General features: G+C 65.5%; 14 protein-coding genes. 6 read left to right on the forward strand and 8 right to left on the reverse strand.

Annotated elements, in window-relative coordinates; translation table 11 throughout:
* Positions 1 to 379 precede the first annotated feature (379 nt).
* Together RMQ73_RS03220 and rmuC are read left to right on the forward strand one after the other, a co-directional pair.
* The gene (locus RMQ73_RS03220; RefSeq protein ID WP_310496555.1) at positions 380 to 1,282 is read left to right on the forward strand and encodes a DMT family transporter; all 903 of its coding nucleotides are present in this window, start codon (positions 380 to 382) and stop codon (positions 1,280 to 1,282) included.
* 79 nt (positions 1,283 to 1,361) lie between these two features.
* The gene (rmuC, locus tag RMQ73_RS03225) at positions 1,362 to 2,747 is read left to right on the forward strand and encodes a DNA recombination protein RmuC (RefSeq protein WP_310496557.1); all 1,386 of its coding nucleotides are present in this window, start codon (positions 1,362 to 1,364) and stop codon (positions 2,745 to 2,747) included.
* Here the strand turns inward: rmuC and RMQ73_RS03230 are convergent.
* Positions 2,744 to 3,886, reverse strand: a complete 1,143-nt coding sequence (locus RMQ73_RS03230; RefSeq protein ID WP_310496559.1) for a DUF3667 domain-containing protein — start codon at positions 3,884 to 3,886, stop codon at positions 2,744 to 2,746. The genes rmuC and RMQ73_RS03230 overlap by 4 nt on opposite strands.
* Positions 3,887 to 3,999: 113 nt before the next feature.
* Between RMQ73_RS03230 and ssb the strand changes: the two genes are divergently transcribed.
* Positions 4,000 to 4,512, forward strand: a complete 513-nt coding sequence (gene ssb, locus RMQ73_RS03235; RefSeq protein ID WP_310496560.1) for a single-stranded DNA-binding protein — start codon at positions 4,000 to 4,002, stop codon at positions 4,510 to 4,512.
* 149 nt (positions 4,513 to 4,661) lie between these two features.
* Here the strand turns inward: ssb and RMQ73_RS03240 are convergent, their stop codons facing one another.
* Positions 4,662 to 5,171, reverse strand: a complete 510-nt coding sequence (locus RMQ73_RS03240) for a DUF177 domain-containing protein (protein WP_310496562.1) — start codon at positions 5,169 to 5,171, stop codon at positions 4,662 to 4,664.
* Positions 5,172 to 5,180: 9 nt separating this feature from the next.
* The gene (locus RMQ73_RS03245) at positions 5,181 to 5,726 is read right to left on the reverse strand and encodes a ubiquinol-cytochrome C chaperone family protein (RefSeq protein ID WP_409049823.1); all 546 of its coding nucleotides are present in this window, start codon (positions 5,724 to 5,726) and stop codon (positions 5,181 to 5,183) included.
* A gap of 180 nt (positions 5,727 to 5,906) precedes the next feature.
* Here RMQ73_RS03245 and RMQ73_RS03250 point away from each other — a divergent pair, with 180 nt between their 5' ends.
* The 3 genes from RMQ73_RS03250 to RMQ73_RS03260 all read left to right on the forward strand — a co-directional run bounded on the left by RMQ73_RS03250 (position 5,907) and on the right by RMQ73_RS03260 (position 9,259).
* Positions 5,907 to 6,389: an outer membrane protein assembly factor BamE gene (locus tag RMQ73_RS03250; RefSeq protein WP_310496564.1), complete on the forward strand. Its 483-nt coding sequence runs from the start codon at positions 5,907 to 5,909 to the stop codon at positions 6,387 to 6,389.
* 15 nt (positions 6,390 to 6,404) lie between these two features.
* Positions 6,405 to 8,825, forward strand: coding sequence for a TonB-dependent receptor domain-containing protein (locus RMQ73_RS03255; RefSeq protein WP_310496565.1), 2,421 nt, complete (start codon positions 6,405 to 6,407; stop codon positions 8,823 to 8,825).
* Positions 8,826 to 8,986: 161 nt separating this feature from the next.
* Positions 8,987 to 9,259: an SWIB/MDM2 domain-containing protein gene (locus RMQ73_RS03260; RefSeq protein WP_310496567.1), complete on the forward strand. Its 273-nt coding sequence runs from the start codon at positions 8,987 to 8,989 to the stop codon at positions 9,257 to 9,259.
* Between the two features lie 81 nt (positions 9,260 to 9,340).
* Here RMQ73_RS03260 and RMQ73_RS03265 read toward each other — a convergent pair whose 3' ends face one another.
* The 5 genes from RMQ73_RS03265 to RMQ73_RS03285 form a co-directional block, all read right to left on the reverse strand.
* Positions 9,341 to 10,261, reverse strand: a complete 921-nt coding sequence (locus RMQ73_RS03265) for a hemolysin family protein (RefSeq protein WP_310496569.1) — start codon at positions 10,259 to 10,261, stop codon at positions 9,341 to 9,343.
* A 9-nt stretch (positions 10,262 to 10,270) separates the two neighbouring features.
* A complete protein-coding gene (gene ybeY / locus RMQ73_RS03270; RefSeq protein ID WP_310496570.1) occupies positions 10,271 to 10,774 on the reverse strand; it encodes an rRNA maturation RNase YbeY in 504 nt (167 codons plus the stop codon).
* An 11-nt stretch (positions 10,775 to 10,785) separates the two neighbouring features.
* On the reverse strand, positions 10,786 to 11,787 hold the full coding sequence (locus RMQ73_RS03275) for a PhoH family protein (RefSeq protein ID WP_310496573.1): 1,002 nt from the start codon (positions 11,785 to 11,787) through the stop codon (positions 10,786 to 10,788).
* A complete protein-coding gene (gene miaB / locus RMQ73_RS03280) occupies positions 11,787 to 13,136 on the reverse strand; it encodes a tRNA (N6-isopentenyl adenosine(37)-C2)-methylthiotransferase MiaB (protein ID WP_310496575.1) in 1,350 nt (449 codons plus the stop codon). The genes RMQ73_RS03275 and miaB overlap by 1 nt, the downstream gene beginning before the upstream one ends.
* 20 nt (positions 13,137 to 13,156) lie before the next feature.
* A partial coding sequence (locus tag RMQ73_RS03285; protein ID WP_310496577.1) for a lysophospholipid acyltransferase family protein occupies positions 13,157 to 13,708 on the reverse strand: 552 nt, incomplete at its 5' end.

Below are 13,708 nucleotides of genomic sequence, written 5' to 3' on the forward strand. Positions count from 1 at the left end.
GGTCGCAGCGGCGGCGCAGGCGAAAAATAGCGGATGGAAATCATGACGCCTACCCCCTGCAACACTGACCGAGACTCGATACTGTACGTTCATGTTTGCAAACGGGATAATGCCGCAAGAGCAGCACAGTGCAAGCACTTATCCACAGGCCACAAAAAGGGGCTCGTCCGGTGCAGCTCCGCTGGACCGGTCCGAGCCCCAAAGTGTCAGGGTCCAGCCTGTGGCACGATTGCCAGAAACCAGCCCTTCGGGTCGCAGCTTCTGGTTAGCCTGACGCCAGATGGCTGCATTGTAGAATTCCGCCACAAAACAGGCGCCATGCGCTGGCCGGGCGCCGCAGGAGTTGGCTTTGCCGCGACATGGCCCCTATTGAACCGGGATGACCGCGCCGCCAGCCAACACGCAAGCTGTCCACCAGGGCCGTTACGCCTTTGCCGCCATGGTCGCCGGCAGCGTGTGCCTCGCCTTCGGGCCATGGCTGGTGCGACTCGCCGATGTGGCGCCCGTTGCTTCGGCGTGGTGGCGCATGCTGCTGGCCGTGCCGGCCCTGCTGCTGCTCGCCGGGTTTGGGCAGGGTCCGGGTCTTGGTGCCACCAATCGGGCATTGTGCGGCCTTGCGGCACTGGCCGGGCTGTTTTTCGCAGCCGACCTTGCCGTCTGGCACCTGGGCATCATGCGCACCACGCTGGCCAATGCAACGCTGCTCGCCAATGGCGCGACGTTCCTGCTGCCGCTGTATGGCCTTGTCGTGCTGCGCCAGAAACCCGGACCTGCGTCGTTGCTGGCGTTGGCGCTGGCGGCAGCGGGCATGGCGCTGCTGGTCGGGCGCAGCGCCGATGTATCGCCGCGTCACCTGACCGGCGACTTGCTGTGCCTGGCCGCCGCCGTCTTTTACACCGGCTATCTGATCGTCATGGACAGGTTGCGCCGGTCGATGGCGCCGATGCCCAGCCTGGCGTTGGCAACGCTGTTCGGCGCCGCCGTGCTGTTGCCGATGGCGCTGCTTGAACCCGGCGCCTTCTGGCCGCAGGACTGGACTCCGGTGCTCGGCCTTGCGATCGGCAGCCAGGTCATCGGCCAGGGGCTGATTGTCTATGCCGTGCGCCATTTGTCGGCGCTGGTGGTCGGGCTGACACTGCTGGTGCAGCCGGCGATCAGCGCTACCATCGGCGCGCTGCGCTTTGCCGAAATGCCCGGACCCCATGAACTGGCCGGCGCAGCGCTGGTGGTCGCGGCGCTGGTGCTGGCGCGCCTGCCCGGCCCGAAAACGCCAAATAGCTGAAATCCCCGACACACGCGGCTGGCCGAAGCAGCGAATCGGCGCTATGTTCTTGTCTCGTTCTTTCTTTCGGAGACGCCGCTTGACCGAAATCCTGATCGCCGTTGCCGCGTTGCTGGTCGGGCTTGGTGTCGGTTGGTGGTGGGCCTCCCGGCCTGCGGCAGCCCTGCGCGAGGAAGCGGCGCAGCAGCGCGAGAAGAACGGCCGCGCGGCAGTTGAGATCGAGATGCAGCAAAAGCGCGTGGCCGAACTGGAGGGTGCCGAGCGGGCGCGCGAAGCGTTGGCCAGCGAGCTTGCCGGGCTGAAGGCCGGCCAGACCGAGCGCGACCGCGCGCATGCTGCCGAACTGGCGCGATTGCAGGAAACGTTCGCGGCGCTGGCGGGCAAGGCCTTGGAAACCGCGCAGACCAAATTGGCCGAGAGCGCCGAGCAATTGATGACGCGGCAGCGCGAAGCCGCCGGCGCCGGGCTTGAGGCCAATCGCAACCAGCTCGCCGAACTGATCGCGCCGGTGAAGGAAACTTTGGTCAAGTACGAAACCCGGCTGGGCGAAGTGGAGGCAGCGCGGACCGAAGCCTATGGCAGCCTCAAGGAACAGCTGGCCAATGTCGTGATGGGGCAGGAAAAGGTCAGCGGCGCCGCCGCCAAGCTGGAAACCGCGCTGCGATCATCGGGCAAGGTTGCCGGGCGCTGGGGCGAGGAACAATGCCGCAACGTACTCGAAGCCGCCGGCCTCGTCGAAGGCATTGATTTTGAAACACAATGGTCCGTCGAGGGCGAGGATGGCCGCCAACGGCCGGATTTCAAGATCAACCTGCCGGGCGGGCGCGTGCTGGTCATCGATGTCAAATGCTCGATCGATGCCTATGTCAGCGCCGCCGAAAGCGACGACATCGCCGTGCGCCAGACCTATCTTGCCGCCCATGCCCGCGCCGTGCGCACCCACGCCGATGGATTGGCCAAGAAAGACTATGCCAAGGCGGTGGGCAGCGCCGTCGAATTTGTCGTGCTGTTCGTGCCGGGCGAGAATTTTCTCGGTGCCGCGCTCGAACATGACCGCAGCCTGATGAACGATTTCTTCAAGCGCCAGATCGTGCTGGCCGGCCCGGTCAATCTTGTGGCCGTGGCGCGCACTGTCGGCGCGCTGCGCGACCAGGCCCGGCTCGCCAAGGAAGCCGCCGAAATCGCCAAATTGGGGCGTGATCTGTATGATTCGCTACGCATCATGGGCGGCAATTTCGCAGCGGTACAACGGTCGTTGGAAGGTGCCGTCGGCAACTGGAACAAGCTGGTCGGCCAAGCCGATTCGCGCGTCATGGCCAGGGCACGCCGGTTCAAGGACATGGGCGCGGCCACCGGGCTTGATGACCTGTCGGAACTGATGCCGGTGGCGCAGGTGCCGATGCTGCCCACCACGCCGGAACTGGCAACCGGCACGTTGCCCGCGTCGGACCTGGATACGGCCTAATCGACGACCCCCAGCACAACGAGAAACACCACATATGTCCAGAGCGTCAGTATGGCGCCGACCGTGAGGAATGCCGTGCGCGCCAACGCCCCGAATATGGACAGCCGATAGGCGCCCTTGAGCTGGAAAAACATGTGCAGCCCCGGCGCAATGAGGATCAATGGCAGCCAGAAGCTCAGTGCAGTGACTCCAAGCGTCATCGCGATACTGCCGGCAATGAACAGCAGCGACATAAAGCTGATGGAATACAGCGTGAAGATGGCGTGGTCATACATGCCGACATCGCGTCGCCAGAAGAACATCAGCCACATCCACGGCAGCGACAGCGGCACCAGCAGGAAGCTCAGCTTATAGGCCTTGGCTTGCAGCTTGTAGAGCACAAGTTCCGGATTTTTAAGCGCTTTCCTGGCTTTCTGATTCAGCGTTTCATTGCCCATGTTGACCGACAGCTTGCCGTCTTTCTCGGCATTGGCGATTTCGGCGACCAACTGGCCCGGAAGATCGGCCGGCGTGTCGACGGTGCCCGTGGCGCGCGCCTTGATGGCGTCCCTTGCTGCGACGACGCCGATGCGCGCACCGTTCAGCGCCGCCAGTTCGCCCGGCTCGGGGCTTTTCGCCGCCTGCTTGATGTCGGCATCCAGCTTGGCAACCTCGGCTTCGGCCCCCGGCAATGCCTTGATGGCCTCGGCGCGGCTCATCTGCTTGCCGCCGCTGGTGGCGCCGCCGGCCACGCCGCCCAGATTGTCGCCGAAATTCACGAACGAAAACACGAAGAACATCAGGAACACGACCAGCAGGAACAGCGGCACAGGCGCAATATAGCGGGCGCGGTGGCCCATGATGTAATCGCGGGTCAGCTTGCCGGGCCGAAACAGCAGCATCGGCAGCGTTTTCCATGCCTTGCCGTCGAAATGCGTGATGCCGTGGAGAAACTCCTCGAACACGGCGAATATGCTGCGGTGAATATGCGCTCTTTGCCCGCATTGGCCGCAGAACGGCCCGGACAGCGGCGCGGCGCAATTGGCACAGGCGCCGTGCCCGCCCTCATGTCCCACCTTGCCCGGCGCCGCATTGTCCAGCGCAGACGCAGCCAACCCGGCCGTGGCCAGCCCGCCCAGCGCCTCGATTTCCCCGCTCATGCCTGTTCCCCGCCCATGCGCATCAGGTGCAGCGAAAAGCGCGCAATTTGCAAGGCGTGCGTTGCCTCATGGCCGGCCTGCCGCTAGGGTTTTGCCAAAGAGGAGCAAGACACATGGCGGGCGTAAACAAGGTCATTCTGGTTGGCCGGCTGGGCAAGGACCCCGAATCGAAAAGCTTCGGAAACGGCGGCTCGGTGGTGAAATTCTCGCTGGCGACATCCGAAACCTGGCGCGACAAGCAGTCGGGCGAGCGCAAGGAAAAGACCGAATGGCACAATGTCGTGATCTTCAACGAGGCGCTCGGTAAGATTGCAGCCCAATATCTGCGCAAGGGCAGCGAAGTCTATCTCGAAGGCGCGATCGAAACCCGAAAATGGCAGGACCAGAGCGGCGCTGACCGGTACACGACCGAAATCGTGCTGGCTCGCTTTCGCGGCGAACTTGCACTGCTTGGTGGCCGCGATGGCGGCGGCGGTGGTGGCAGCCGCGACAGCGGCGGCGAGGACTTTGGCGGCGCGCCGTCAGGCGGCTTCGGCGGCCCGCCCGCAGGTGGTTTTGGCGCACCTGCCGGCGGCAAGCGCCCGGGCGCGTTCGATGATGACCTTGATGACGATGTGCCGTTCTGACGGCAATGACAGGAATTCGGGCCGGCTAACCTTCTAAAATCCACCGGCCCGCTTTAGGCCCCCTTCCAAAAGGGGCTGGTCCCACACCCCCGTCGGTTCCACTCCGGCGGGGGTGTCTATTTGCTAGGACGCCGACAGAGTTTGGTCAATCAGGGTTTCCTGAGCACGGCAAAGGGGCTGGAGGCCAGCCGGGCCTCCTCCTCGCTTATGACGCCGCTGATGCTTTCGGGCGCCGGATCGGCGCTGCGCGGATAGGGATCGAGCGCCAGCGCCAGCGCCTGGGCGGCCAGTTCGCCCAGGTCGATCTCGTCACCGTCCAGCAGTTCGACATTGATGTCGGCGTCGGACAATTCCATCTCGTCCTCGTCCGGCAGGACCTCGACCAGCAACAGGTCGATGGCGTCCGTCGCCAGGAACGGCACGGCCACGCCGCTGAGCACACAGGCCTGATGGCCCGCGCCGTGCACCTGCCCCGTCAGACGGATGCCGGCGGCCTCGCGGCGCAGTTCCAGCGCGGCGGTCATCACATCCAGCGTCAACAGCGCGAACCGCGCCGCCAGCGCCGCGCGCGCATCGGGCCCGGCCTCCAGCATCTCGCGGCGGATGACGCCGCCGATTTCATGGGCGCGGACGATGTGGGAAAATTCTGGCTTGTGCATGGTCCCTGCTCAGAAAGGCGCTGTGCCGGCGGCAATCCCGGCAAAATCGCTGGCCGTCAATGCCGCCATCAACCGCCGGCTTTCGCGCACGCACCATTCCAGCGCATCATCGCCTGGCGGCACGCCGCGCCACATGTTGCGCGCCAGTGCCGCCGCCAGCGCCGAATCATCGCCGCCGGCATCGCGATAGGCGCCCAGCCGGCCACCCAGCGCCGCCATCATCCGGCCGATATGCTTGCCGACCACCTGATCGCCGATGCCGTCCTGCCGCAGATTGCCGTCCATGTCGGCGATGAAACGTTCCGCCAGCAACGCCGACAAGGCAGCGGCGGGATGATCGGCCCGGCCCGCCGTTTCGGTCTCCAGCCGCAGCATCAGCAGCGATAGCACCAGCGCGATCATGTCGAAGCGTCCATCCATGGTATCAGGCACTTCGCCGGCCAGGTACCAGTCCGGTCGCCGCGCCTCGCGCACCACGGCAGCATAGAGCATATCGGCAGGGCCGATCGGGGCGGCGCCGCCCAGGACGCGCTTGAGGGCCGAAAAAAGGGACATGGGAGACACCGTTGAGGACATTGTTGAGGACATTGGGGATCTTGCCTTGCAGACTGCAAAGACGGGCATCAATCCGGCGCTGCGCCGAACCGACCGCGCGGTGCCTAGCATATTGCCATGAACTGTCATATTGACCGCGCACGAAGCTGCGACAAGGCGTCCGGTCCGTGCTGGGAGAGTATGATGCGTAAACCGCTGGTCCTGATCGGCCTCGCTGCGGCGGTGCTGACGACGACAGGCTGTTCGCGCGTCAAGCAAAGCCAGGGCTATTTGATCGACGAAACACTGGTGACCTCGATCCAGCCCGGCGTCGACAACCGCGAATCCGTGTCGCGCACGCTGGGCCGCCCGACCTTTGCTGCCCAGTTCGACACCAGCAACTGGTATTATGTCTCGCGGCTGACCGGCCAATATGCCTTTGTCAGCCCCAAGACCCTGTCCCAGTCGATCCTGGTCGTCAGCTTTGATGACAAGGGCAATGTCAGCAAGGTCGAGCGACGGGGCATGGAAAAGATCGCCGTCATCACCCCGGTCAAGGACAAGACCCCGACCCTGGGCCGCGAGGAAAGCTTCTTCAACGAATTGTTCGGCAACATCGGCGCCGTGGGTGCTGGCGGCGGACCGCTGGGCGGCCAACCCGATGGCCGCGACGGTCCGCGCTGATCAGGCGCTGACGCCGTGACGCACAGGTTTTGCCAGCTGTTGTTGCTGGCCCTGTTGCCGGGCGCCGTGCCGGCTTTTGCCCAAACTGCGCCTGACCCGGCTCCGCCTGAAGCGTCAGCGCCCGCCGCGGTGCCGAATGTGCCGGGATATGTTCTTGTCATCCCGGCGCAGATCGTTGAACGCGCATTGTTCACGCCCGTGGCGGCGGCGCGCAGCGTGCCGAACCTGTTTTCCGTGCCTGCGCCTGGCAATGGCGCGCTGGCTGGCCATATTCTACGCGGGCTCGGTCATGTCGCGCCGCTGGGCGTCATCGACCCGGCCATCACCACCAGCATTGATGCGGTACCACTGGCGGGCGGGGCGGCCAGCAATTTCGGCCTGTTCGAAACACGCAGCCTGACCTGGGAGACGCTGCCCGGCACCATGTCGGGCCGCAGCGGCCTCGCCGGCACGCTTGATGTCAGGCTGGCGTCACCGGGCAATCGCCTGGCCGGCTTTGGCGAATTTGCCGCCGGCGCCTTTGGCCGGCGCCGGGTTGCCGGCGCGCTGGACATGCCATTGTCGGCCGGCATCGCGGTGCGGCTCGAAGGCTATTTGCACAATGACAGTGGCTGGCTGCGCAATACCACCACGGGCGAGCGGCAGAATGACCAGAACATGGCCGGGCTGCGCGGTGCCATGGCCATCACGATCACACCGCAGCTGCGTTGGCAATTGTCCGGGCTTTACATGCGCAACGATGCCGACAACCTGCCGGGATCAGATTGCACCGGCAACGGTTGCAGCGGGCGCGCTGCCGGCACCGGGCTATCGGGCCGTGCCTCGCTTTTGCGCAGTTCCTTTGCCGGCACACGCGATGCCGGCACCGGGCAACCGCTCGATATGGCCGGGCGCAAGGCGCTGTTTCCGCTTGGCCAGGAAACCGAAGGCCAGCTATATGTCTCGGCGCTGAGCTGGGACGCGCCAGGGTTTTCGCTGGAATGGACTGCGGGATGGTTCGTGCAAGGCCAGCGCCTGGTCGCCGATTTCGGTGATGGCCGCCGCCCCGCCACACTTGCCGAGCCGCAGCCGATGCCGGGCGGGTCGCCGCGCGGCGGCGCCGTGCTGGCCTCAGACGCATCGACGCGCCAGACGACGCAGGAACTGCGCGCCTTCGGGGCGCTGGTGGGCGACTGGCTGAGTTTTGTGGCCGGCGTGCAGTATCGACATGAGCGCAGCGACACGGATCAGGCCGCGATAGCTGCCCCCGACCTGCTGCTTGCGGACCGGCGTCTGTCGAACCGGCTGACCGGCTGGAGCAGCTATGGCCAGATTGATCTCGATCTGGGCAATGCCGTCAGCCTGTCGGCAGGGCTGCGCCACACATCGGAACGCCGGCAGCTGCTGGTCGCCGACAATCGCGCCCGTTGCGCCGCACCAACGGATGATTGCTGGAGCCAGGCGGCGCTGGCCGCCGCCGGCATCTCCGACCGGCTGCGCCAATCGGCGCTGACACCGCGATTTTCGGCCCTTTGGCGACTGAGCCAGTGGCGAATGGGCAATGTCCAGCTGCACGCAAGCGCCGCGCGCGGCTTTCAGGGCGGCGGCTGGAACCAGTTTGCGCTGGTGCCGGGTGATGCGCGCGCCATCGATGCCGCCACCGCCTGGACGCTGCGTGCCGGTGTGCGCGGCGCCTTTTTCGGCGACCGGCTGATGATCGATCTGGCAGGGTTTCGAGTCACCGCCAGCGCCCAGCCCGGCATGGTCGGCGCCCGTGATGCCGCAGGCGTGCCGATGCTGGCGCTGGGCAACACCGCGCCGATGACAAACCATGGTGCCGAACTGGCCGCAACAGCGACGCCGCTACCGGGACTGACCCTGCACGCCAACATCGGCTGGCAACGCGCACGTTTTGCCGCCGATGCAGTCATATTGGCCCAGCAGGCCAGCTGTCTTGCGCAGCGGGCAGCCGGCGGCGTGCCGCTGGCGCCAGGCAGCGATGATGCGCCGGCGTGCGGGCTCGGCATCGTCACGCCATCGGGCGCGCTGGCCCGGCCTGCCGGCACGCCGGCGCTGACCGCCGATCTTGGCGCGCGCTGGGACGTGGCGCTGCCTGCCGCCGGCATCACGCTGACGCCGCTGGTGAATGCCCGCTATATCGGCGAAACCTGGCTGGAACCGGCGGGGACAAGCCTGTTCGGCGGCGCGGTGCGCGGCCGGTCGGGCACGCTGTATCCCGCCAATACCAGCGCCGGGCCATTGCTGGTGGGTGCGCTGGCGCCGGCAGCCTGGCAGGTGCAGGCGGCGCTGCAGATGCGTACGATCGATGGCAATTGGCTGCTTAGCCTGGAATGCGAGAACTGCCTTGATACCCGATGGGTGCAGTCACAGGCACTGGGCCAGCCAGTGCTGGCACCGCCGCGCCTCTGGCAATTGCGGCTGCGTCGGCGCTTTTGACGCACGGCAAAGGGTGCGAAAAAGTCACGACCCGGGCCGAATTGGTTTTTTTCGCGCCTGTAACGCTATCGAGACAGTTGCGTGACGGGCCAACTCGGCTAAGCAGGACATCAGCATGGCAAGTCCGTGATGGCGCCGTGTGCAGGCAAGAGGGGATACCAATGGCAATCGAAGCCAAGCCCGCGGGCAAAAAGATGGACGCACTGCAGAAACCGCTGACTCCGTCAGCCGAACTGGCAGCAATTGTGGGCGCTGCGCCCTTGGCACGTGGCCAGGTCGTTTCCAAGGTGTGGGATTACATCCGCACGCACAATCTGCAAAAGCCGACCGACAAGCGCGTCATCGTTGCCGATGCCAAGCTCAAGCTGGTGTTCGGCCGTGATGAATGCACGATGTTCGAAATGAACAAGTACCTCGCCCAGCATCTGAAGTAGTCGCTGGCGACGTATTTCTGATCGGCGCCGTTCCCGGCTGGGGGCGGCGCCGATTGCGTTTTGGGGTCATTTCTACCGGGTTCAGGCCGTCGCCGGCTCGTGCTGACCGGCGGGCCGCACGCGCACGCGCCGCACCATGCGCGGATCGCCTTCGATGACATCGAAGCGCCAGCCAGCGGGATGTTCCACGGTTTCGCCGGGTGCCGGCACCCGTCCGGCCAGCATGAACACCAGCCCGCCCAGCGTATCGACATCGCTGCCCACCGCATCATCATCGAGCGGCATGCCGATCAGCGCCTCAAGTTCGGTGATCGGCAACCGCGCATCGGCTTCCCATAGCCGGTCGCCGACCTGCTGGAACAGCGCGGCCTCGTCCTCGTCATGCTCGTCCTCGATATCGCCGACGATTTCCTCGACAAGATCCTCGATGGTGACAAGGCCGTCGGTGCCGCCATATTCATCGACGATGATCGCCATATGCGTGCGCCCCGCCCGCATCCGCGCCAGCAGATCGGTCATGCGCATCGACGCCGGCACGAACAGCACCGGGCGCAGCAGCGGCTCGACCGGCAGGTTCTTGAAACGCGACGAGGAAACCGCATCATCGAACGTTTCGGCGATATGGTGGTAGATGTCCTTGATGTGCGCCATGCCGATGATGTTATCGCGCATCCCCCGCCACACCGGCATGCGGCTGTGGCCGGCCTCGCGGAATGTCTCCACCAGGGCAGCAAAACCGAGATCGGCATCGAACATTACCATGTCGCTGCGAGGCACGGCAATATCGCCGGCCAGCCGCTCGCCGAAATGCAGCATGTTCTTGAGCATGGCGCGCTCGACGGGGCCAAGATCATCGCTGGCGCCTTGGATGCCGTCGGCGTCGTCGATGGCTTCCTCAAGGCTTTCGCGCAAGGTCGGCTCATGGTCCTGCCCCGTGACGATCTGACGGGCCCAGCGCCACAATCGGCCGGCTATGTCGCTGCTACTGTCGCCCTCGGGCATGGCTGCGGTTTATCCTTCAAGAAGCACATAGGGGTCATCAAGGCCCAGCGCCGCACAGGCCGCGCTTTCGAGCGCCTCCATACGTGCAGCGGGGCCATCCCCGGTTTCATGATCATAGCCCAAAAGATGCAGCATGCCATGGACAATGAGATGCTGGACATAAGCGGCCGGCGCCCAGGCCCTGGCATCGGCCTCGCGCAGCACGGTTTGCGCCGCCAGCGCGATGTCGCCAAGCAGCAATTCGGCGCCGGGTGCTGTCGGCGCGGCCAGTTCGTCCGGCTCCAGCATCGGGAACGACAGGACGTTTGTCGGCTTGTCCTTGCCGCGATAATCGCGGTTGAGCGCCTGCACCTGGGCATCATCGGTCATCAGCAGGCTGACCTGCGCGCCCAGTTCGCCCAGCCCGGCAAAGGGCGTCTGCGCCAGCGCGGCGAGCACGGCGGCTTCAGCCAGCGCCGGCCAGTCGGCATCCGGCCAGAGCGGGCTGGCCACCTCTGTTTCGACGGTCAGCATGGCGGCGCCCCTCAGGCGTCCGGCCCTTCATAGGCATCGACAATGCGCCCGACGATGGGATGGCGCACCACTTCACGGCTCGAAAAGCGCAAGGTCGCAATGCCCTCCACGCCCTCAAGCCGGCGCACGGCATCGGCAAGGCCCGACGCGCCGGGGATGGGCAGATCGACCTGGTTGGGATCGCCGCACACCACCATGCGGCTTTTTTCGCCAAAGCGTGTCAGGAACATCTTCATCTGCATGGTGCTGGTGTTCTGCGCCTCGTCGAGGATGATGAAGGCATTGGCCAGCGTGCGGCCGCGCATGAAGGCCAGCGGCGCGATTTCGATCTCGCCCGATGCCAGCCGGCGTTCGACCTGTTCGGCGGGCAGCATGTCATACAGCGCATCATAAAGCGGCCGCAGATACGGATCGACTTTTTCCTTCATGTCGCCGGGCAGGAAGCCCAGCCGCTCGCCGGCCTCGACTGCCGGGCGCGACAGGATCAACCGGTCAACCGAGCCGGCAATCAGCTGCGAGACGGCCTGGGCCACAGCGAGATAGGTCTTGCCGGTGCCGGCGGGGCCAAGCGCGAAGATGATGTCCGACGAACCCAGCGCCTCGATATAGCGGACCTGGGTGGGGGAACGCGCGACAATGGTCTTGCGCCGGGTGCGAATACTGGCAATCGGCCCGCCGGTCATGCCTTCGACCTGCTCCAGCCCATCCAGCAACGGCTCCGATGCGATAGCGACCGCGCCGATGACATCGCCGGCCTCGATGCTGCCGCCCTGCACGACACGGTTGTACAGCGCCACCAGCACGTCGCGGGCCACGGCGGCCGACTTGGCCTCGCCATCGATGATGACCCGGTTGCCGCGCGCCGAGATATAAACCCCGAGCTGGCCTTCGAGCGCGATGAGATTCTGGTCATATTGACCAAACAGGTCCCCCAGCAACTGCGCCTTGTCGAATTCGATCTCCAGCTTCACCCGGTCATGCGCATCGGGCAGGCGCTGCGGTTTCTTCGACATCAGGCGGCGCTTCTTTCCTGCTGGAGGGGGGTGGCATCGACGGAATTCGGCCCGGCGGCGGTGATTTCGACGGCAATGAGATCGCCGATTCGGGCGCCCGGCACCGACACGACCGCCGATTGCAGCCATGGCGTCTTGCCGATCAACTGCCCCGGCTTGCGGCCTTGCCGTTCCAGCAGGATCTCGGTGCGGCGGCCCACCGTGTCCTGGTTGAAGGCGTGGCTGCCGGCAGCGATGGCCGCCTGCAACCGGGCCAGCCGCTCGTCCTTGACCGCTTCGGGCACCTGGTCGGCCATGGTGCCGGCCGGCGTGCCGGGACGCACCGAATATTTGAAGCTGAAGGCCGCCGCATAGCGTGCCTCGGCGACGATGCTCAGCGTGTCGGCAAAATCCGCCTCGGTCTCGCCGGGAAAGCCGACGATGAAATCGCCCGACAGCGCAATGTCGGGCCGCACTGCGCGCACCCGGTCCAGTGTTTCGAGGTAGGAGCCGCGCGTATGTGCCCGGTTCATGGCCTTGAGGATACGGCTCGACCCCGACTGCACCGGCAGATGCAGATAGGGCATCAGCTTGGGAATCTCGGTATGGGCGGCGATCAGGTCGTCCGACATGTCGCGCGGGTGTGACGTGGTATAGCGAATGCGCTTCAGGCCATCGATATCGGCCAGCCGTGCGATCAATCCAGCCAGACTGGTGCCGCCATGATAGGCGTTCACATTCTGGCCAATCAGCGTGATTTCGACGGCGCCGGCGGCGACCAGCGCCTCGGCCTCGGCAAGCAGGTCAGCCAGCGGCCGGCTGGTTTCCTGGCCGCGCGTATAGGGCACGACGCAAAAGGTGCAGAATTTGTCACAGCCTTCCTGCACGGTCAGGAAGGCCGCTGCGCCCTGATGCCGGCGCGGCGGCAACGCGGCGAATTTCGGCGCATCGGGCATCTCGGTGTCGATGGCGCGGGCGGTGCGCGCATCGCGCAGCAATTGCGGCAGGCGGTGATAAGCCAGCGGCCCGACGATGACATCGACATCGGGGGCGCGCCGGGCAATCTCTGCACCTTCGGCCTGCGCTACGCAGCCGGCGGCAACAATCGTGGGCCGGCTGCCATCGGCGCGGGGCCGGCGCAGGCGGCCGATGTCGGAATACAGCTTTTCGGCAGCGCGTTCGCGGATATGGCAGGTGTTGAGCACCACGACATCGGCGTCGTCACTGCTGTCCGAAACGACCATGCCGTCGGCCTCCAGCAGGTCGCCCATCCGTTCGGAATCATAGACGTTCATCTGGCAACCGAACGATTTGACGTGATAGCGGCGTGACACGGGCGACGGCGACTCCAACAGAACTGTATCGGTCATAGCGACTAAGCGGGCGCCGGTCATCCCCGCATGAGCTTGCGATAGCCTCCCGCAATCACGGACTCGCAGTGCCGGGCCAGCGCCTTGCGATCGGCAAAATCACGCCGGTAAACGGGGGCATGAAACAGGATTTCGGCCCGCACCTGCCCCAGCGCCATGAAGTCCACCGCATGAGGGCCGAGCTGCGTGTCGCCGATCCACGCCAGATAGGGCAATTGCCGCCGCGTCACCGGCATGCCGGTGACGCGGGGATAGGCCAGGGTCACCGGCTGGATCACCACATCTGCCAGCGCTTCGACGGCGCTGAACAACGCCGATTTGAACGGCAGCACATCGACGCCGTCGCCATTGGTGCCTTCGGGAAACAGGATGACCGATTCGCCGCTCGCCAGCCGGCCGGCGATCGCGTCTTTTTGCTCGCCGGTGCTGTGGCGCCGCTCGCGGCTGACATAGATGGTATGAGCATAGCTCGCGAGCCAGCCGACTGGCCCCCAGCCAGCCACATCGGATTTGGCCACGAACGACGCCCGGATGCGCGCGCCCAGCACCGGAATATCGGCCCATGACAAATG

Source organism: Sandarakinorhabdus sp., assembly GCF_031430775.1.
Taxonomy (GTDB): domain Bacteria; phylum Pseudomonadota; class Alphaproteobacteria; order Sphingomonadales; family Sphingomonadaceae; genus Sandarakinorhabdus.